This window comes from Phenylobacterium sp. LjRoot97 (assembly GCF_964254345.1).
In the GTDB taxonomy this organism is placed as follows: Bacteria; Pseudomonadota; Alphaproteobacteria; order Caulobacterales; family Caulobacteraceae; genus Phenylobacterium.
Genome location: NZ_CAXUTH020000001.1, coordinates 2,164,652 through 2,184,228, shown reverse-complemented (window position 1 = coordinate 2,184,228; position 19,577 = coordinate 2,164,652). Strand labels below are relative to the sequence as shown.

Annotated in this window: 13 protein-coding genes; 4 read left to right on the top strand and 9 right to left on the bottom strand. The window is 69.2% G+C overall.

Translation table 11 applies throughout. The features are described from left to right. Positions 1 to 36: 36 nt before the first annotated feature. Positions 37 to 1,365 carry a diguanylate cyclase domain-containing protein gene (locus tag ACSQ2H_RS10925; protein WP_436061418.1) on the top strand — a complete coding sequence of 443 codons (1,329 nt, stop codon included), beginning with the start codon at positions 37 to 39 and terminating at the stop codon, positions 1,363 to 1,365. On the opposite strand, the gene ACSQ2H_RS10920 is transcribed toward ACSQ2H_RS10925, so the two are convergent. From ACSQ2H_RS10920 to ACSQ2H_RS10905, 4 genes are all read right to left on the bottom strand, one after another. Then, the gene (locus ACSQ2H_RS10920) at positions 1,362 to 4,694 is read right to left on the bottom strand and encodes an AMP-binding protein (protein WP_436061417.1); all 3,333 of its coding nucleotides are present in this window, start codon (positions 4,692 to 4,694) and stop codon (positions 1,362 to 1,364) included. The genes ACSQ2H_RS10925 and ACSQ2H_RS10920 overlap by 4 nt on opposite strands. Positions 4,695 to 4,963: 269 nt before the next feature. Further along, positions 4,964 to 8,404, bottom strand: a complete 3,441-nt coding sequence (mfd, locus tag ACSQ2H_RS10915; protein ID WP_436063562.1) for a transcription-repair coupling factor — start codon at positions 8,402 to 8,404, stop codon at positions 4,964 to 4,966. A 37-nt stretch (positions 8,405 to 8,441) separates the two neighbouring features. Further along, positions 8,442 to 8,732, bottom strand: coding sequence for a succinate dehydrogenase assembly factor 2 (locus ACSQ2H_RS10910; RefSeq protein WP_436061416.1), 291 nt, complete (start codon positions 8,730 to 8,732; stop codon positions 8,442 to 8,444). Between the two features lie 63 nt (positions 8,733 to 8,795). After that, entirely contained in the window at positions 8,796 to 9,389 is a 594-nt protein-coding gene (locus ACSQ2H_RS10905) for a hypothetical protein (protein WP_436061415.1), read from the bottom strand. A 75-nt stretch (positions 9,390 to 9,464) separates the two neighbouring features. Between ACSQ2H_RS10905 and recG the strand changes: the two genes are divergently transcribed. Next, on the top strand, positions 9,465 to 11,540 hold the full coding sequence (gene recG, locus ACSQ2H_RS10900; RefSeq protein WP_436061414.1) for an ATP-dependent DNA helicase RecG: 2,076 nt from the start codon (positions 9,465 to 9,467) through the stop codon (positions 11,538 to 11,540). Between the two features lie 8 nt (positions 11,541 to 11,548). Here the strand turns inward: recG and ACSQ2H_RS10895 are convergent, their stop codons facing one another. From ACSQ2H_RS10895 to kdsA, 5 genes are read right to left on the bottom strand one after another with little or no spacing between them, the layout of a single operon-like run. Beyond that, positions 11,549 to 12,541, bottom strand: a complete 993-nt coding sequence (locus ACSQ2H_RS10895) for an NADP-dependent oxidoreductase (protein ID WP_436061413.1) — start codon at positions 12,539 to 12,541, stop codon at positions 11,549 to 11,551. A 54-nt stretch (positions 12,542 to 12,595) separates the two neighbouring features. After that, the gene (locus tag ACSQ2H_RS10890) at positions 12,596 to 13,720 is read right to left on the bottom strand and encodes a DUF3089 domain-containing protein (RefSeq protein ID WP_436061412.1); all 1,125 of its coding nucleotides are present in this window, start codon (positions 13,718 to 13,720) and stop codon (positions 12,596 to 12,598) included. 12 nt (positions 13,721 to 13,732) lie between these two features. After that, the gene (gene rfaD / locus ACSQ2H_RS10885) at positions 13,733 to 14,731 is read right to left on the bottom strand and encodes an ADP-glyceromanno-heptose 6-epimerase (RefSeq protein ID WP_436061411.1); all 999 of its coding nucleotides are present in this window, start codon (positions 14,729 to 14,731) and stop codon (positions 13,733 to 13,735) included. Then, positions 14,728 to 16,182 carry a D-glycero-beta-D-manno-heptose 1-phosphate adenylyltransferase gene (rfaE2, locus tag ACSQ2H_RS10880; protein ID WP_436061410.1) on the bottom strand — a complete coding sequence of 485 codons (1,455 nt, stop codon included), beginning with the start codon at positions 16,180 to 16,182 and terminating at the stop codon, positions 14,728 to 14,730. Before rfaE2 ends, rfaD begins: the two co-directional genes overlap by 4 nt. A gap of 21 nt (positions 16,183 to 16,203) precedes the next feature. Beyond that, positions 16,204 to 17,049, bottom strand: a complete 846-nt coding sequence (gene kdsA / locus ACSQ2H_RS10875; RefSeq protein WP_436061409.1) for a 3-deoxy-8-phosphooctulonate synthase — start codon at positions 17,047 to 17,049, stop codon at positions 16,204 to 16,206. A 185-nt stretch (positions 17,050 to 17,234) separates the two neighbouring features. Here kdsA and ACSQ2H_RS10870 point away from each other — a divergent pair, with 185 nt between their 5' ends. Both ACSQ2H_RS10870 and ACSQ2H_RS10865 read left to right on the top strand, forming a co-directional pair. Further along, complete coding sequence (locus ACSQ2H_RS10870) at positions 17,235 to 18,491, top strand: class I SAM-dependent methyltransferase (protein ID WP_436061408.1); 1,257 nt, start codon at positions 17,235 to 17,237, stop codon at positions 18,489 to 18,491. An 85-nt stretch (positions 18,492 to 18,576) separates the two neighbouring features. Then, positions 18,577 to 19,575: a cysteine synthase A gene (locus ACSQ2H_RS10865; RefSeq protein WP_436061407.1), complete on the top strand. Its 999-nt coding sequence runs from the start codon at positions 18,577 to 18,579 to the stop codon at positions 19,573 to 19,575. The last annotated feature ends 2 nt before the right edge of the window (positions 19,576 to 19,577 follow it).

Sequence of the window (19,577 nt, the reverse complement as noted above, 5' to 3'; positions counted from 1 at the left end):
GGCGGGCGCGCGACCGAGAGGCCAGGGTTTAAGCGAATGACGGCGGGCGTCCAGGCGCGAGTCTTGATCGTTGCACGGGACGACGCGGTCGCCGGGCCGCTGGCCGAGGGGCTCGACCGCCTCGGCTGGCGTACAGTGACGGCCCGCGGCCCCTACGCCGCCGTCGCCGCGCTGGCCGACCTCAATGTCGAAGCCGCCATCGTCGATCTCGCCAGCGGCGGCCATGAGGCGCTGACCATGGCGCGGCGCCTGAAGGCCGCCTGCGCCCCGCGCCGCCTGCCGGTGGTGGCCATCGGCGATCCGGGCCCCGAGCTCGACACCTACGATTTCGACCTGACCCTCGCCGCGCCGGTGCATCCGGCCCAGATGGTCATGCGGCTGGAAACCCTGGTCCGCACCGCCGTCGCCGAGGAAGAGTTCGAGCTGCGGCTCGAGACCTTCGCCGAGCGCGGCCGCCGGCTGGACATGCCCGAGCCGGACCCCACGCCCTACCACGTGCTGGCGATCGGCGAGCCGGCGCCGCAGTTCCTGGCCCTGGCCAACGCCCTGACCCGGTCGGGCGCGGAGGTGGTGGGCGCGTTCACCGCCTACACCGCCTTCGACTACCTGCATGAGCGCCCGTTCGACGCCGTGGTGCTGTGGGCCGGCGACACCAGCCAGGAAGCGCTGTCCATCGCCGCCGGCATGCGCCGCAACACCCGCCTCTACCACACGCCTGCGCTGCTCTACATGCGCCAGGAGAGCTATGTGACGATGTCGGAGGCCTACCATCGCGGCGTCTCCGACGTCGCCTCGCCCGAGACCCCGGAAACCGAAACCGCCCGCCGCGTGCTCGAACTGGCGCGCAGCTATCGTCGCCAGACCGCGATCCGACGTGCGCTGGAGATGGCGCGCACCTCCGGCCTGATGGACGCCGCCACCGGGCTCTTCACCCGCGATCTCTTCGCCCGCCACGTCGGACGCCTGGCCCAGGCGTCACGCGCCCGCGGCCGTCCGCTGTCGGTCTGCGTGCTCAAGGTCGCCGAGCGCACCGACGTCTCAGCCGCCCGCGCCGGCGGTTGGTTGGATCGGGCGATCCCGCAGATCGGCTCGATGATCGGCCGCCTGGTCCGCGTCGAGGACACCGCCGCGCGCCTGGGCCAGGAGGTCTTCGCCCTCGCCCTGCCCGCCACCGGCAAGGCCGCCGCGCGCGCCGCCGGCGAGCGGATCGCCGCCGTCATCGGCTGCACCGCCTTCGAAGCCGGCGACGGCCAGCCGCCGTTCGTGGTCGACTTCGACATCGGCGTGGCCGAAGTCACCTCGCCCGAGAACGTCGGCAAGGCGCTCGAAGAAGCCGCGGCCAGGGCACACCAGAAGGCGAGCTAGCCGGCGGCCTCCACCGCGACCGGGGCTGAGCTACGCAGCCGCGCGCTCACCGCCTGGGCCTTGTTCCAGGCGACCCAGACCAGGATTCCCCCGACCAGCGCGCAGGCCACCTGCAGCAGCGGCCAGTTTGGCGCGCCCACCGCGTTGAGGACGACCCGGACGTGGTAGTGGGTCAGGTAGATGAACAGCGATCCGCCCGACAGCAGGAAGATCGCCCGCCCGAACGGCTTCAGCACCGGCAGCCGGCGCACGAACAGCAAGGTGAAGGCCGAGGCCAGGATGAACAGCCAGCTCATGACCTCGAGCGTGAAGTAGGTCGCCGCGGCATAGGCCAGGGCCGACACCATCGCCGCCAAACGCCGGCGCGGCGTGTCCGCACAGGCCGCCATCGCCCCCAGGATCAACGTCGCATAGTGGGTGGTCGGCAGCAGGTTCACGACCAGCAGCGGATCCGACGTCGCTTCGGGGTAGTCGGGATAGATCAGGAACGGGACCACGAACCGGAACACGCAGGCGATTGCGAACGACGCCGCCAGGAACGACCATTTCCGGTCCGGCTCCAGGCGCCGTTGCCCCATCAGCAGCACCGATAGATACAGGATGGCCAGCATCTGCATCATGCAGTGGATGTACCAGAGGAAGAACTGCTTCTCGCTCGGGGTGTAGGCCAGGAAGTTCTTGTAGAAGAAGGCCAGCGACCACGAGGCCTCCTGCCCGGCCAGCACCTTGGCGAAGAACAGGGCATAGGAGAACAGCGCCACCGGGATCGTGACGTTGAGCAACATCTTGAGGATGGGCTTGGCGCTCTTCTTTTCGAACACCTCCCACAGCTGATGGCCGCCGATCATGAACCCGGACACCAGGAACAGCGCGCTCGTCGCCCCGCCCCCATAGTCGAGCAGGGCGAAATGCCCGGCCACGACCAGTGCGATCGACACCGCGCGGATGATCATCGAGGTGTCGACGTCGCTGAAGAAGCGCTTGGCCGGCGCGGCCGTGGCGGCGATGTCGCGCAGGGCCATCAGGTGCCAGCCGTCGGGAACGACGCCCAGCACCTCCTCGGTGGCCAGGTAGAGCTGCACATAGGACAGACTGTCCCCGCCGATGCTCACGAACGACGAACCCGGGGCGATGTCCCGGCGTCCGAGCACCGAGGACCACTTCTCGACCAGCGCCCGTTCCTTGGGCGAGCCGGCCGCGCGGCCGGCCGGCTCGGGCGGCGGCTCGGCCGGCGATGTGCTGGCCCGCAGCGCCATGCGGTCGATCTTCCCGTTGGGCAGCAGCGGCATCGCCTCCAGTCGCACGAGACTGCTCGGCGACATGTAGCTGGGCAGCCGCTCGGCGAGGAACTGCAGGATGTCTTGTTGCAGGTTCGCGTCGGAGCGGTCGGAGGTCACGAACGCCGCGATCCTCGGTGCGCCTGCCCCTCCCTCGGCAAGGGCGATGGCGGACCGGACATCGCGGTGCGCCAGCAGGGCCGCCGTGATCTCGGAGAGATCGACGCGATAGCCGCGGATCTTGATCTGGTCGTCTTGGCGGCCAAGCACCACGACGTCCCCGCTCGGCAGATAGAAGCCGCGGTCGCCGGTATAATAGCTGTCGCCGCTCGTGCTGGCCTGGATCTCACCGCCGACCACATAGCCCAGGCTGAGCAGGTTCGAGCGGACGGCGATTTCGCCCACTTCGCCGATCCCTTTCAGCTGCCGATCACGATCGACGATCAACAGCTGAAAGCCGCCGGAGCCTTGCCCGACCGGAACCGTCTTCCAGCCGAAGTCGCCGTCGAAGACGAAGTAGCCTGCGGCCTGCGGCGTTTCGGTCGACCCGTAGAAATTGACGTTGACCGCGTTAGGGGCGACGCGGGCGATCTCGGTCAGCAGCGCCGGACGAAGCAGGTCCCCACCCCAGAACACGTGGCGAAGCCCCGGAAACGCCTCGGCCTTCGCCCCGGCGCAGAGCAGTTGCCCCATGGCCGGCGTCATGTGCGCGGTGGTGGGACGGACGTCCTCGAACCAACGCCGCAGGCCGCCCGGCTCGAAGATCGCCCTCTGCTCAGGGATCATCAGGCAGGCGCCGAGCGAAAGCGGCGTGAAGACGTCGCGCAGCAGCGGATCGTGCGACAGCCCCGACAGCATGGTGAACCGGTCGCTGGCGCCGAGCTCGAACCTCGCCGCCTGCCACGTCACGAAGTTCACCAGCGGCCTGTGGCCGACGGCGACGCACTTCGGAACCCCGGTGCTGCCCGAAGTGAACAGCAGATAGGCCGGATCGGTCGGCTCGGCGGCGTCGAGACCCGCCCCCTCTCCCTTCGACAGTAACTCCCGGCCGGGATAGACGATGGGCACGCTGCGGCTGGCCGCGATCCGCGCCGCAAGGGCCTTCACGTCCTCGCCGTCAGCGGCGCCGATGACGGCGCCGACCGCCGCGATCGCCGCCAGCTCGGCGAGGCGCTGTTCGGGGTAGGCGCTGTCGAGCACCACGAACACCCCGCCCAGGCGCAGGACCCCAAGGATCGCCCAGATTAAAGCCGGACCGCGTTCGGCGATGATCGCCACCCGGTCGCCTCGCCCGACACCCGACGCATGCAGCCGCGCCGCGACGTCTCTCGAACGCGCCTCGACCTGGGCGTAGCTGTAGGCCAGCCGGCCATGACGCAGGGCGATGGCCTGGGGCGTGTCGCGCGCCGTTCGCAAGAACGCGGTGTGAACGAGCTCCGTGCCGCCGATTGTCAGCGTCGCAGTCGGATCCGGAAGCGCTCCGGGCGTCGCCAGCGCGCTGGACCGGGTCTGGGCCGTCGGGACCGACGGCGAGGCGCAGAGGCGTCCCGTCAGGGCGACGAGCAACTCGGCGATCGCCGACGCCCGTGACGGCGACACGCCCGCGGCATGAAAGACCGAAACCGTTCCCGGCGAGGCGGCGAGATCGAACTCCAGGCGCAGATCGAACCCGCCCTCGGCGTCGGACGGCGCCGAGCCGCCAGTCCTGACATCCAGGGCCAGTCGCGGCGACGCGTCGTCGCCGGTCGGCGTCCGCCTCGCGATTGCCACCGCCTGGGCCTGCTCGCCGAGCGAACGCGCCTCGTCGACGCCGATGCTCAGCAGGTCCCGGCCGCGCTCGTCGCCACCCAACGCCACGTACTGCCGATCGACATCGGTCAGCCGCGCCAACGCAATCAAGCCGATCGCCCTGGCCACATCACCGGCGCTCACGCCGGCGCTGCGCGCGCTCGCCTCCAAGTCCGCGCGAACCCCGTCTGGCAGTTCGATCGCAACTCGGCCGCCACCGCTTGGATCGGCGGCGACGAGCCGCTCCATCGGGATTGTCGGCATATCCTCCGACGTGCCGGCTTCCGCCGGTCGAGCCTCTAAGTCCAACGACGCGTGCGTACGCGACCGTCCATCCCACAGGACGATCTTACCCATCTCACCCCCCCGACACCGGCAGGCGCGAACCTGCCGATGCAGCGTTTACCCGACTGCGATCACCGTTCAGTGATCATCGCTACGGCGCGGGGTTCTATACGCTCAGGATGTAGAGGCAAACCGCAATCCACCATTGCGAGAGTCGCGGGCGCGACGATCGCAATCGGATCGACGGATCAGGCCGCCAGCTTCGCCAGTTCGCTGAGGATGCCCTCGGCCGCGGCCAGGCGCTGCTCAGGGGTCTCCCACTCGCCCTTCACCACGACCTTGTGGTCGGGGCGGATCTTCCAGGCCACCTGGTTCTTCTGCACGAAGCCGACCAGACCCATGGGATTCTTGAACTCGTCGCCACGGAAGGTGACGACCGCGCCCTTCGGCCCGACGTCGATCTTGGCGACATTGGCCTCGCGGCACATGCCCTTGATGGCCACTACCTTGAGCAGCTGACCCGCTTCCGCCGGCAGCGGACCGAAGCGGTCGATCATCTCGGCGGCCAGCGCTTCGCGGTCGCCCGCCTTCTCGGCGTCGGACAGGCGTCGATAGAGCGACAGGCGCACATTGAGGTCCGGCACGTAGTCGTCGGGGATCAGCACGGCGGCGCCGGTGTTGATCTGCGGCGACCATCCGCGGTCGGACGCCTCGCCCTTGCCGGCCAGTTCCTTGAGCTCGTTGACCGCGTCTTCCAGCATCTGCTGGTACAGCTCGACCCCGATCTCGCGGATATGGCCCGACTGCTCGTCGCCCAGCAGGTTGCCGCCGCCGCGCTGATCGAGGTCGTGGCTGGCCAGTTGGAAGCCCGCGCCCAGATTGTCGAGCGACTGCAGCACCTTCAGGCGACGCTCCGCCGACAGCGTGATCTGCTTCTCGGCCGGCGTGGTCAGGTAGGCGTAGGCGCGGGCCTTGGCCCGGCCGACGCGGCCGCGCAGCTGGTACATCTGCGCCAGGCCGAACATGTCGGCGCGGTGCAGGACCATGGTGTTGGCGGTCGGGATGTCGAGGCCGCTCTCGACGATGGTCGTCGACAGCAGCACGTCGTACTGCCCCTCGTAGAAGGCGCTCATCACCTCCTCGAGCTGGGTCGGCGCCATTTGGCCGTGGCCGACCACGAACTTCACCTCAGGCACCTGCTCGCGCAGGAACTTCTGCAGGTCCGGCAGGTCGCTGATCCGCGGGGCGACATAGTAGGCTTGGCCGCCGCGGTACTTCTCGCGCAGCAGCGCCTCGCGGATGACGACCGGATCGAACGGCGTGATGTAGGTCCGGACCGCCAACCGGTCGACCGGCGGCGTGGCGATGATCGACATCTCGCGGATGCCCGACAGCGACATCTGCAGCGTGCGCGGGATAGGGGTCGCGGTCAGGGTCAGCATGTGCACGTCGGCGCGAAGCTCCTTGAGCTTCTCCTTGTGCTTGACCCCGAAGTGCTGCTCCTCGTCGACGATCACCAGGCCGAGGTTCTTGAAGCCGACCTGCTTGCTGAGAACCGCGTGGGTGCCGACGATGATCTCCACCTCGCCGTTGGCCAGGGCCGTGCGGGTTTCGCTGGCCTCCTTGGCCGGCACCAGCCGCGACAGCCGGCGAACCTTCACCGGCCAGCCCTGGAACCGCTCGGAGAAGGTCTTGTAGTGCTGGCGCGCCAGCAGCGTGGTCGGCGCGACCACTGCGACCTGCTGGCCGCTCATCGCCACCACGAAGGCCGCGCGCAGGGCGACCTCGGTCTTCCCGAAGCCGACATCGCCGCAGATCAGGCGGTCCATCGGCTTGCCGGCGCCCAGGTCTTCCAGCACGTCGCCGATGGCGTTGAGCTGGTCCTCGGTCTCCTCGTACGGGAAGCGGGCGCAGAATTCGTCGAACACCCCGTGCGGCGGCGTGATCGCGTCGGTGTCCTTGGTCGCCCGTTCGGCCGCGATGCGGATGAGGCCGATGGCCATCTCGCGCAGGCGTTCCTTGGCCTTGGCCTTGCGGGCCTGCCAGGCCGCGCCGCCGAGGCGGTCGAGCTGGACGTTCTCGCCGTCGCTGCCGTAGCGGGTGAGCAGATCGATGTTCTCGACCGGCAGATACAGTTTGGCCTCGCCGCCGTACTGCAGTTCCAGGCAGTCGTGCGGGGCGCCGGCGACGTCGAGGGTCTTCAGCCCCTCGTAGCGGCCGATGCCGTGGTCGATGTGGACGACGAGATCGCCTGGCGTCAGCGACGAGGCCTCGGCCAGGAAGTTCGCGGCCCGGCGACGGCGGCGCGGGCGCGCCAGGCGATCGCCGAGGATGTCGGTTTCGGAAATGACCGCCAGCTTGTCGGTCTCAAACCCCGACTCCAGCGGCAGCACCACGCGCTGGAAGATCTTTGGGTCGGCCGACCGCGCCGCGTCCCAGTAGGGCGCGAGCGAGATGTTCTTGAGGCCGTGGTCGGCCAGCATCGCCCCGAGGCGGTCGGACGAGCCGTCGGACCAGGACGCGAACAGGACCCGCTTGCCCTCCCCCACCAGTCGCTTGGCGTGGTCGGCGGTCGCTTCGAACAGGTTCACCGAATCCTGCTGGCGCTCGGCCGTAAACACCCGTCCGAGCCGCGCGCCCATGTCGATGACGGTTTCGCCCTCGACCTCCTGGAACGCCGAGAACCGCCGCGTCGGCCGAACCGCCAGCCGTTCGCGGTACTCGTCGACGTCCATGTAGAGCCGCGTCGGCTCCAGCGGGCGGTAGTGCACCTTGCGGTCGGCCTGGGCGCGGGCGTCGTAGGCGTCCTCGATCATCGAGAGACGCTCGTCGCGGGCCCCGTCGGCCAGATGGTCCAGGGCGATCAGGGTGTCGGCGGGCAGATAGTCCAGCAGCGTCGCCATGTCCGGGTAGAACAGCGGAAGCCAGTGCTCCATGCCGGCGCGGCGGCCGCCCTCGCTGACGGTGTCGTAGAGCGGATCGCCGCCCGGCGCCCCGAAAGCCTCGACGTAGCCGCGGCGGAATCGCGAGATCGCGTCCTTGTCCAGCAACGCCTCGCTGACCGGCAGCAGCGAGATGTCCTTCAGTTGCCGGGTCGAACGCTGGGTCTCTGGATCGAAGCCCCGGATCGATTCCAGGGTGTCGCCGAACAGGTCCAGGCGAACCGGCTCTTCGGCGTTGGGCGGAAAGACGTCGATCACCCCGCCGCGGATCGCGAATTCGCCGCGCTCCGAGACGGTCGAGGCGCGCTGATAGCCGTTGATCGCGAAGTAGCGCTCGAGATCGGCGATCTCGACCACATTGCCGACCGTGGCCGAATAGGCTCCGCCCTCGACCATCGACTTCGGCGGCACGCGCTGGATCAGCGCCGGAACGGTAGTGACCAGCAGCGCCGGCTTCTTGGCGTCGAAGCCCTTGGCCAGGCGGGCCAGGGCGGTCATCCGCTCGGCGCCGGCGCCGGCTGAGGGCCCGATGCGGTCGTAGGGCAGGCAGTCCCACGACGGGAAGCGGACGACCTCGACACTGGACGCGAAGAACGAAAACGCATCGACGAACGCCGAGAGCCGCGAGGCGTCGCGGGCGACGAACACCGACAGGCCGCCGCGGGCCTTGACGATGTCGGCCATGACCAGGGCGTCGAAGCCCTCGGGCGCGCCGACCAGGTCGAGCCGACCTGGATCCTGTGCGATACGCCGGGTCTCCGCCGCCGTCGGCGCGCGGAAGCCGTCAGCCGCCACGGGGCCCTCCCCTCGCCTCGAAAGCTTCGAAGCGGAAGGTCTTGATCATGCCCATGATTTCACCGTCGAACTCAGGCGGGGTCGGGGTGCGCTCGACGATCCACTCGTAGAGATCCTGGTCCGGCTGCTCCATCAGCGCCTCGAGGGCGTCGAGCTGCTCGGCCGTGAGCTTATGGGCGTAGGTGTCCGCGAACGGCCCCAGGATGAGGTCCGCTTCCCGGAAGCCCCGGTGCCAGGCCCGGAACTTCAAACGCTTCAGTCGTGTGTCATCGATACTCATGGGCGAGCGGCCGATATAGGCCGCTACGCCCACACGCGCCAGAGCGCGTTCGCCGAAAACGCGTCAGCCCCAGTCGCCGCCCCGCCAGGTGAAGGCGACATCCTTGAACGGCGTGTCGCCGACCTGCAGCGCGCCTTGGGCGACGGTCAGGCCGTCCTTGCCCTTCACGCCCTTGGTCTTCTTCAGCGCCGCGGGGTCCAGCTTCACGTCCAGCCGCACGTCGCCGAGCTTCGGATGCTTGCCGACCAGGCGGATCCGCTCGTCGGTGACGGCGTAGGCTTCGGGCAGAACCTTGAGCTTCACCGAATAGACGACGTTGCCGAGCGCGTTCTTTCGCGCCGGGCTGGTGATGTCGACGAACTCCAGCATCACCGGCGCGTAGGTCTTGGTCCGCGCGCCTTTTTCCCAGTCGTTGAAGCCCATCTGGCCGGCGATGTGCAGGTTGTCGAGCCGGTAGTCGCCGACCTTCACCTCGTTGGCGGGCAGGTAGTAGCCGAACTGGGCGTCGCCCTTGGGCCGGGTCAGGCCGGTGAACGTCGGATCGACCGGCACCGCGGGCTCGGCGACCGGGGCCTTGGCCTGCTCGACCTGCTCGGCCGCCGGGCTGCAGCCAGCCAACAAGACGACGCTCGCCGCCGCGAGAAGCGCTTTACGCATGAAATTCCCCCCTGGGTTTTGCGGAACTTCATCATGGGCGCCGCAGGCTGTCCATGGTCGCGCTATGTTCCGCCCATGCGGCCCGAGATTCTTTTTCCGCTCTATGCGCCGATCACGACCCTCAAGGGCGTCGGCGCGCGCGTGGCGCCCCTGCTGGAGAAGCTGGCGGGGCCGATCGTGCGCGACGTGGCGTTCCTGCGCCCGCACTCGGTGATCCGCCGCGAGCACGCCACCGTCGCCAGCGCCGTCGAAGGCGCGGTGCAGATCTTCGAAGTCCAGATCGACGCCTACAAGCGCCCGCGCAGCCCCCAGCAGCCCTGGCGGGTCGAGACCTACGACGGCGCCGGCGTGCTCAGCCTGGTGTTCTTCGGCAGCTTCGGCGGCCAGCTCGAGGCCAAGCACCCGCTCGGCTCCAAGCGCCTGGTCAGCGGTAAGGTCGAGCGCTTCGGCGCGGGACTGCAGATCGCCCATCCCGACTACATCGTCGCCCCCGACCGCGCCGAGGACATCCCGGCCTTCGAGGCGGTCTATCCGGCCACCGCCGGCCTGCCGGCCCGCACCGTGCGCAAGTTCGCGCTCGAAGCCCTCGGCCGCGCGCCCGAGCTGCCGGAATGGCAGGACCCCGCCTGGCTGGCCCGCGAGCGGTTCCCCAGTTGGCGCGAGGCGCTGGAGCTCATGCACGCCCCGCAGTCCGAACTCGACCTCGCGCCGCAGACCGCCCACGCGCGGCGCCTGGCCTATGACGAGCTGCTGGCCCACCAGCTGGCCATGGCCCAGCGCAAGTCCGAGCGCCGCGCCGAACCGGCCGCCAGGATCGCCGCCTCCGATCTCGCCGAAAAGGTCCGCGACGACCTGCCCTACCGCCTCACCGGGGCCCAGGACCGGACCCTGGCCGACATCCGCCGCGACCTCGAGGCCGGCGACCGCATGAGCCGCCTGGTCCAGGGCGACGTCGGCTCCGGCAAGACCGTGGTCGCCATGCTGGCCATGGCCGACGTCGCCGCCGGCGGCGGCCAGAGCGCGCTGATGGCCCCGACCGAGATCCTGGCGCGCCAGCATTTCGAGACCCTCTCGGGCCCGCTGTCGCAGCACGCGATCACCGCCGTCCTGCTGACCGGCCGCGACAAGGGCGCGGCGCGGGCCGAAAAACTGCGGGCTCTGGCCTCCGGGGCCGCCCAGGTCGCGGTCGGCACCCACGCCCTCTTCCAGGACGACGTCGGCTTCCAGAACCTGCAGCTGGCGGTCATCGACGAGCAGCACCGGTTCGGCGTCGCCGAGCGCCAGCGGCTGCAGGCCAAGGGTCAGGCCGTCCACCTGATCGCCATGTCGGCGACGCCGATCCCGCGCACCCTCGAGCTGACCGTCTACGGCGACCTCGACGTCTCGCGGATCGACGAGAAGCCGCCGGGCCGCACGCCCGTCGCCACCCGCGCGGTGCCGACCAGCCGCCTGGACGAGATCGAGGCCCGCCTGCGCGACGCCATCGCCCACGGCGCCCAGGCCTTCTGGATCTGTCCGCTGGTCTCCGAATCCGAACTGATCGACCTCAAGGCCGCCGAAAAGCGCGCCGCCGAGCTGCGGGCCAAGATCGGGCCCGGCGTCGGCCTCGTCCACGGCAAGATGACCGGCCCGGAGAAGGACGCGGTCATGGCTGACTTCGCCGACGGCAGGATCAGCCTGCTGGTCGCCACGACCGTCGTCGAGGTCGGGGTCAACGTGCCGAACGCCACGATCATGGTCATCGAGCAGGCCGAACGCTTCGGCCTGGCCCAGTTGCACCAGCTGCGCGGCCGGGTCGGCCGCGGCTCGCGCGAGAGCGCCTGCGTGCTGCTCTATGACCCGCCGCTCTCGGAGACGGCGCAGAAGCGCCTCGACATCCTGCGCCGCACCGACGACGGCTTCCTGATCGCCGAGCGCGACCTGGAGCTGCGCGGCGGCGGCGACGCGCTCGGCCTGCGCCAGTCGGGCTTCCCCGCCTACGTCTTCGCCGATCCCGTCGCGCACAAGGACCTCATCGCGACCGCCGGCGACGACGCGCGACTGATCATCGAGCGCGATCCGAACCTGACCTCGCCGCGCGGCCAGGCCGTGCGCGTCCTGCAGGAACTGTTCGACTGGCGGCCGAGCTCGCCCCTGAAGGACGCCGGCTAGGACGCCCCCTAGACCTTGACCATCCGCTTGCCGCGGTTCTCGCCGGCCAGCAGGCCGACCAGCGCCGCGGGCGTGTTCTCCAGCCCCTCGATGACGTCCTCCTGCACCTTCAGGGCTCCGCTCGCGACCCAGGCCTGCAGCTCGGCCAGCGCGATGTCGCGCCGGTCGTAGAAGTCCGAGACGATGAAGCCGCGCACGTTCAGCCGCTTGGTGACGATCAGGCCGGGCACCCCGCGCGGCCCATGCGCCGGCGCCGCGCCGTCATACTGCGAGACCGCGCCGCAGCAGGCGATCCGGCCGAAATTGTTCATGTTGAACAGCGCCGCCTCGAAGATCTCGCCGCCGACATTGTCGAAGTAGATGTCGATCCCGTCGGGACAGGCCGCGCGCAACGCGCGCCGCACGTCGCCGGCCTTGTAGTCGACCGCCGCGTCGAACCCGAGCTCGTCCGTCAGCCACGCGCATTTCTCGGCCCCGCCGGCGATCCCCACCACCCGGCAACCCTTGATCTTGGCCAATTGCCCGACGATCGAGCCGACCGAGCCCGCCGCCGCCGAGACCACGACGGTCTCCCCCGCCTGCGGCCGGCCGCATTCCATCAGCCCGAAATAGGCGGTCAGTCCCGCCACGCCGTAGACGCTGATCAAGTGCGTGACCGGCTTCAGCTCGGGCAGCGGCGACAGCCCCTTGCCCGGGACCGCGGCGTACTCCTGCCAGCCGGTGTCGGCGAACACCAGGTCGCCGGCCTTGAAGCCCGCCGCCTTGCTCTCCACCACTTCGGCGACCGATCCGCCGGCCATCACGTCGCCGGCCTGCAGCGCCGAGCGGTAGGTCGCGCCCTGCATCCAGGCGCGGTTGGCCGCGTCCAGCGAGATGTAGCGGGTGCGCACCAGCACCTCGCCGTCCGCGGGCGTCGGGGCCGGCGCGGTCTGCAGCCGAAAATGCTCCGGCGTCAGCTTGCCCTGCGGGATCTGCTCAAGAACGATCTGGCGGTTGTCCATCCGGCGTCTCCTGTCCTGCGCTGACGAGACGATGATCCCCGAAGCCCGCCGGGGTCAATCGACGGGCTTGGCCCCGCGCTCGATCAGCGCCGCAACCCGGGCCCCCGCGTCGGCCTCCAGGTCGGCGAAGAAGACGTTGTAGCCGGGCGCTCGCCGCCGGTCAGTCCAGGAGCCCGACGGCTTCAGCGACGGCGACTTCGGCCGCGTCACCCTCAGGATGCCCTTCTCACATTGGGCCCCGACCTGGCGGGTCAGGAAGGCCGGCCGCGCTCCCCACTCCAGCCCGGTGGCGTTGGTGGCCCCAAGGTTGAGGCGCGCGGGGGCCTCGGCGTCGACCACGGCCCCGAACAGCGGATTGAAGCAGATCGGCGTGCGGCCGCCGAGATTGACCAGTTGCCCGGCGTCGCCCCAGACCAGCGAACGGTCCAGCAGCGCCTGGGCGCGCTCCGGCTCGCCCTCATAGACTGACGCCCAGGCCGCCAGGCATCCGGTCTGCTTGGGCGCGATGCACGGCGCCAGCGGCGGCTTGTCGGACGGCACGACCGTCTGCATCAGATAGGCGGCGGCGACCCGCGCGCGCAGGGCCGGATTGGGCGCGACTTCCTCGGCGATCAGCCGCGCCGCCAGCGTCCCGCCCTGCTCCACTCCGACGATCACGAAGGGCCGGCCCTGGTTGTAGTGGGCCACGTAGTAGCGGAACGCCTCGGCGACATCGCCATAGGCGAAGCGGCGCGCCTCCTTGGCGTCGTCGCGCAGGGTCATCAGTGTGTAGAGGCTGGCCTGGCGATAGCGCGGGGCGAAGATCCGCCCGACCCGGACGAACGGCCCGGCGTAGTTGGGCGCCATGACCTCACGGAACAGCCGGTCGGCCTGCGGATCGTCGATCGGCGCGTTCCAGTGGCGGCCGCCGTCGTAGGTGGTCGGCGCGACGAAGAACACATCGGCCGGCGGTTCCTCGGCCGTCGGCGCCTCCGGAGCATTCGGCATCAACGCCCAGGCCGAGCGCTGCGCATAGTCGGGCGCCGGCGGCGGGTCGTAGATCTGGAATGGCTCCTTGGGATCGAGCCGGGTGCGCAGGATATCGTCGCGCCAGACGTAGGCCGCCGCTGACAGCACCAGCGCGACCACCAAGATCGTGGCGGCCGCCAGACGCCGAAAACCCTTAGGACGATCGGCCATTCGTCCCTTCGCCTAGCGGTAGTGGTCGGGCTGGGACAGATAGCGCTTCACGTAGTCGCTGACGCCGTCCTCCAGACTGGTCATCGGCTGGTTGTACCCCGCCGTCTGCAGGCGCTCCATGTTGGCCTGCGTGAAGTACTGGTACTTGTCGCGGATCGCCGGCGGCATCGGCGTGTACTCGATCTCCGGCTCGCGGCCCGCGGCGGCGAAGACGGCGCGCGCCAGGTCCTCGAACGTCCGCGCCGTCCCCGAACCCAGATTGTAGATCCCGTTGACCTGTTCGTTCTTGGCCAACCAGCCGATCACGTCGGCGACGTCGCGCACATAGACGAAGTCCCGGGTCTGGCCGCCGTCCGGCACGCCCTCGCGATACGACTTGAACAGCTGCACCGCATGGCCGTCGCGGACCTTCGGCCAGATCTGCGAGACGACCGACTTCATCGAGTGCTTATGCTCCTCGTTCGGCCCGTAGACGTTGAAGAACTTTAGACCCACCCATTGCGGCGGCGCGTAGTCGCGCGCGGCCTGGCGCGCGGCGAAGAGATCGAACAGCGCCTTGGACCAGCCATAGGTGTTGAGCGGGCGCAGACCCGCCAGCCACTCCAGGTCGTCGCGATCTCGGAAGTCGGTGGAGTCGCCATAGGTCGCCGCCGAGGAGGCGTAGACGAACCGGCGCTGGTGGTCGGCGCACCAACGGAACAGGTCGCGGGACAGCGTGAAGTTCGAGTGGATGATCTTGTCGGCGTCGGGCTCGGTCGTCGACGACACCGCGCCCATGTGGACCACCAGCTCGACGTCCCGCCAGCGCTTTTCCAGCCAGTCGAACATCGCCTCAGGGGCCACGAAGTCGCCGATCGGATGCTTGGCGATATTGCGCCATTTGCCGAGCTCGGCCTCGCGCAGCCGATCGCAGACCACCACGTCCAGAGACGGGTCCTCCGCCAGCTTGGCGACGATGTTCGAGCCGATGAAGCCGGCCCCGCCGGTGACGAAGATGATGCGACGGCTCATGCCTTCTCCTGCATCCGGGCGATGGCGGCGGTCGTGGAATAGCCGTCCACGAGCTGGGCCAGCCTGACCTCGCCCCCATAAGACTTCACAAAGTCGCCGCCGACCACCTCGCTCTCGGCGTAGTCGGCGCCCTTGATCAGCACGTCCGGCCTGGCGGCCTCGATGAGCGTGATCGGGGTGTCCTCGTCGAACGGCGCCACCAAGTCGACCGAACCGAGCCCGGCCAGCACCATGGCGCGGCTCTCCAGGTCGTTGACCGGCCGCCCCTCGCCCTTCAGCGCGCGCACCGAGCGGTCTGAATTGACGCCGACGATCAGCCGGTCGCACCAGGCCCGCGCCTGGGTCAGATAGGCGACATGCCCGCGGTGGAGAATGTCGAAGCAGCCGTTGGTGAAGCCGACCTTGAGGCCCTTGGCCCGCCAGCGGGCGATCTCGTCGGCCATGCGCTGCGGCGTGGCGATCTTGGCTTCGGCCGGCGCCATGTGCGCGGTGATCGACGCCTCGATCATCTCCTCAGGCGTCACGACCGCCGTGCCGGCTTTCCCCACGGCGACGCCGGAGGCCAGCATCGCGAACTCAATGGCGTCGGCGACGTCGACCTTGGCGGCCAGGGCCACGCCCAGCGCGGCCAGCGTGGTGTCGCCGGCCCCCGAAGCGTCGAACACCTCGCGCGGCACGCCGGGGAAATGGCGGACCGGCTCGCCGCGGACCGCCAGCGAAATGCCCTTGGCCGCACGGGTCACCAGGATCGCCTTGGCTTCGCAGAGCGTCAGGGCGTGGGCCAGCGCCGCCTCGATCTCGGCGTCGGTCTGGGTCGGCATGTCGGTGGCGTGGGCCAGTTCGGCGGCGTTCGGCTTGACGATGTCGACAGCGCCATAGCGAGCGAACGACCGGGCCTTGGAATCGACGATCATCAGCGCGCCGGACGCCCGACAGGCCTCGATGACGGCGGCCGTCACCACGCCCTTGCCGTAGTCTGACAGCAGGATCACGCCCGCGTCCTTGGCCACGTCGCGCACCGTGCGGACCAGCCGCTGCTCGACATCCCCGCTCGCCGGGCCGCTGGTCTCCATGTCGACGCGCAGCAGTTGCTGGCCGCCGGACACGAAGCGGGTCTTCAAGGTGGTGGGCCGCGCGGCGTCGGTGACCACAAAGCCTTCGACGCCCTCCTCGGCCTTGATCAGCCGCAGGGCCTCGACGCCCTCAGGATCGCCGCCGATCATCCCGACCAGGCAGACCTCGCCGCCCAGCGCCGCGGCGTTGCGCGCCACGTTCCCCGCCGCGCCCAGCATCACCAGCTCGCGCTTGCGCGCCAGCACCGGGATCGGGGCTTCCGGCGAGACGCGGGTCACGTCGCCATAGACGAACCGGTCCACCATGAGGTCGCCGACGCAGGCGATGCGGGCGCCCGACAGGGCCGAAAGGATCTTTTGAAGGGCCGCCAGGTCCATGATGCTCAGAGCCTACGCCGATTACTGAACCGCCGCATGGACGGCTTTGACGCTGGCCAGCAGGTCGCGCGCGCCGTCGAGCGGCAGGCAGCTCGGGCCGTCGCAAAGCGCCTTGTCCGGGTCAGGATGGAACTCGAAGAACACGCCGTTGGCGCCCGAGGCGACCGCCGCCTTGGCGATGATCGCGACGCCGTCGCGACGCCCGCCGGTAGAGGCGCCCGCCGTGCGCGGGTCGGCGCCGGGCAGCTGCACGGCATGGGTGGCGTCGATGGTCACCGGCGCGCCGAGCTTCTTCATCTCCGGGATCGCCAGCATGTCGACGATCAGATTGTTGTAGCCGAACGAGGAGCCGCGCTCGCACAGGATCACGCCGACGTCCGACACTTCCTTGATCTTGCTGAGGATGTTCTTGGTGTCCCAAGGCGCCAGGAACTGCGCCTTCTTGACGTGCACCAGGCCGCCGGCCGCGCCGGTCGCCTTGGCCGTCGCCACCACCAGGTCGGTCTGACGGCAAAGGAACGCCGGGATCTGCACGAGGTCGGCGACGGCGGCGACCGGTTCGGCCTGTTCGACCTCGTGCAGGTCGGTGCAGATCGGAACGTCCAGTTGCGCCTTCACCTCGGCGAGGATCTTCAGGCCTTCCTTCAGACCAGGGCCACGGAAGCTCTTCACCGACGAGCGGTTGGCCTTGTCGAAGCTCGCCTTGAAGACATACGGCAGACCCAGCTCGGCCGTGACGGCCTTCAGGTGGCGCCCGGTTTCCAGCGCCAGGTCGAGGTCTTCGATGACGTTCAGGCCAGCGATCACGACCAGCGGCTGGCCGTCGCCGATCGAGAGATTCCAGCGATTAAGCGTCAGTGCGGTCATGATAATCTCGGATTGGGGTGATCTGCGGCGCGCTCGCGCCTTGGCCTAAGTGGCGCGCGTGCGCCCGGTTCACAAGCGCGAAAACGTGAACCTCCGCAACCAGCTCCACCGCTCTCGCGTACTGGAGTTGATTCTATTCAATCCCAAATGCAGTGTTGCAGGTGTGAAAATCGAGGGTTGCGACCATGAGCTTGGCGCACGAACCATCGCTGGCGGCCCTGGCCGCCTCACCCAGGGCCTTCGGCAAGCTGCCGGCCCTCGCCGGCGCGCCCGCCGCATTCCGGTTTGCGGCGCGCCTCATGGCGCTGAATTGGCGGGCGGGCTCCCTGACCTTCGTCACGCCATCGGGCCAGGAATTACGGATCAAGGGCGCCGATCCTGGGATCGACGGGCGCATCATCGTCCACGACTTCGGCTTTATGCGCAGGGTGCTGGCGGCCGGCGACATCGGCTTCGCTGAAGGCTACATGGCCGGCGAGTGGGACACCCCCGACCTGTCGGCGGTGCTCAGCACGGTCAGCATGAACTTCGACCGCTTGGCGCGCTTCTTCATCGGCAATCCGCTCGTGCGCGCGGTGAACTTCATCGGCCACAACCTGCACGCCAACACCCGCAAGGGCTCGCGCAAGAACATCCACGCCCACTACGACCTGGGCAACGCCTTCTATTCCCAGTGGCTCGACGAGACGATGACCTACTCGTCGGCGCGCTATTCGCATGATGGCGAGGCGCTGGAGCTCGCCCAGACCAACAAATACCGCTCGCTGGCCCAGGGCATGGGACTGGAACCCGGCCAGAGCGTGCTGGAGATCGGCTGCGGCTGGGGCGGGTTCGCCGAGTACGCGGCCAAGGAAGTCGGGGCCAAGGTCACCGGCATCACCATCTCGCAGGAACAGTTCGACTTCGCCCGCAAGCGCATCTTCGAACAGGGCCTGACCGAACGCGCCGAGATCCGGATGATCGACTACCGCGACGTCCAGGGGCAGTTCGATCGGGTCGCCTCGATCGAGATGTTCGAGGCGGTCGGCGAACGCTACTGGCCGACCTACTTCGGCAAGATCCGCGACGTGCTGCGGCCGGGGGGCCGCGCGGGCCTGCAGATCATCACGATCCGCGACGAGATCTTCGAATCCTATCGGCGCCGCGCCGACTTCATCCAGAAGTACATCTTCCCGGGCGGGATGCTGCCGTCCGAGGCCCGGCTCAAGGACGTGACCAGCGCCGCCGGCTTGGCTTGGACCGGCATCAGCCGGTTCGGACAGGACTACGCCGACACCCTGGCCGAATGGGGACAGCGCTTCGAGAGCGCCTGGGACGGCATCGCCGAACTGGGCTTCGACGAGCGGTTCCGCAAACTCTGGCGGTTCTATCTCAGCTATTGCGAGGCGGGCTTCCGCACCGAGCGGACCAATGTCGTGCAGCTCAGTCTTTCGCGGGCCTGAGCCTCAGAACAGCTTAGGTCGGTTCGACGAAAGCTGCGGGCTTTCCCCCTGTTCTGCGCCTGCGGCCCGGCTTAAGTAGTCGGCTATGACCGTCGCCAGCAGCGTCCTCGACGCCATCGGAAACACGCCCCTGATCCGCCTTCGCCGAGCGAGCGAGGCGACAGGATGCGAAATCCTCGGCAAGGCCGAGTTCATGAACCCGGGGTCGTCGGTTAAGGACCGTGCTGCCCTCTATATCGTGCGCGACGCCGAACGCCGCGGGCTGCTGCGGCCTGGCGGGCGCATCGTCGAGGGCACGGCCGGCAACACCGGCATCGGCCTGGCGATGGTCGGGGCGGCCAGCGGCTACAAGACCACCATCGTCATCCCGCGCACCCAGAGCCAGGAGAAGAAGGACGCCATCCGCCTGCTCGGCGCCGAGCTGGTCGAGGTGGACGCGGTCCCCTACTCCAACCCCGACAACTATGTCCGCTACTCCGGCCGCCTGGCCGAGGAGCTGAACGCCAAGGAGCCGGCCGGCGCGATCTGGGCGAACCAGTTCGACAACGTCGCCAACCGCCAGGCCCACGTCGAGACGACCGCCCCGGAAATCTGGGAGCAGACCGGCGGCAAGGTCGACGCCTTCATCTGCGCGGTCGGTTCGGGCGGCACGCTCGCCGGCGTCGCCGAGGGCCTGCGCGCCCGCAACCCGGCCATCAAGATCGGTCTGGCCGACCCGCACGGCGCGGCGCTCTATTCCTGGTACGCCGACGGCGAGCTGAAGTCGGACGGGACCTCGATCAGCGAGGGCATCGGCCAGGGCCGGATCACCGCCAACCTCGAAGGGTTGAGCGTCGATCACCCCTACCGCATCGACGACGTCGAGATGCTCAATGTGATCTTCGACATGGTCGAGCACGAGGGGCTGGTGATGGGCGGCTCGACCGGCATCAACGTCGCCGGGGCCATTCGCATGGCCAAGGACCTCGGCCCCGGCCACACCATCGTGACGATCCTCTGCGACCAGGGCGCCCGCTACCAGAGCAAGATCTTCAATCCGGCGTTCCTGGCGGAGCGCGGCTTTCCGATCCCGCGCTGGCTCTAGCC

What these genes read in the sequence shown, in the direction of transcription:
- ACSQ2H_RS10925 (WP_436061418.1), top strand. Translation starts at nt 37, where the DNA reads ATGACGGCGGGCGTCCAGGCGCGAGTCTTGATCGTTGCACGGGACGAC.
- ACSQ2H_RS10920 (WP_436061417.1), bottom strand. Translation starts at nt 4,694, where the DNA reads ATGCCGACAATCCCGATGGAGCGGCTCGTCGCCGCCGATCCAAGCGGT.
- ACSQ2H_RS10910 (WP_436061416.1), bottom strand. Translation starts at nt 8,732, where the DNA reads ATGAGTATCGATGACACACGACTGAAGCGTTTGAAGTTCCGGGCCTGG.
- ACSQ2H_RS10905 (WP_436061415.1), bottom strand. Translation starts at nt 9,389, where the DNA reads ATGCGTAAAGCGCTTCTCGCGGCGGCGAGCGTCGTCTTGTTGGCTGGC.
- recG (WP_436061414.1), top strand. Translation starts at nt 9,465, where the DNA reads ATGCGGCCCGAGATTCTTTTTCCGCTCTATGCGCCGATCACGACCCTC.
- ACSQ2H_RS10895 (WP_436061413.1), bottom strand. Translation starts at nt 12,541, where the DNA reads ATGGACAACCGCCAGATCGTTCTTGAGCAGATCCCGCAGGGCAAGCTG.
- ACSQ2H_RS10890 (WP_436061412.1), bottom strand. Translation starts at nt 13,720, where the DNA reads ATGGCCGATCGTCCTAAGGGTTTTCGGCGTCTGGCGGCCGCCACGATC.
- rfaD (WP_436061411.1), bottom strand. Translation starts at nt 14,731, where the DNA reads ATGAGCCGTCGCATCATCTTCGTCACCGGCGGGGCCGGCTTCATCGGC.
- rfaE2 (WP_436061410.1), bottom strand. Translation starts at nt 16,182, where the DNA reads ATGGACCTGGCGGCCCTTCAAAAGATCCTTTCGGCCCTGTCGGGCGCC.
- kdsA (WP_436061409.1), bottom strand. Translation starts at nt 17,049, where the DNA reads ATGACCGCACTGACGCTTAATCGCTGGAATCTCTCGATCGGCGACGGC.
- ACSQ2H_RS10870 (WP_436061408.1), top strand. Translation starts at nt 17,235, where the DNA reads ATGAGCTTGGCGCACGAACCATCGCTGGCGGCCCTGGCCGCCTCACCC.
- ACSQ2H_RS10865 (WP_436061407.1), top strand. Translation starts at nt 18,577, where the DNA reads ATGACCGTCGCCAGCAGCGTCCTCGACGCCATCGGAAACACGCCCCTG.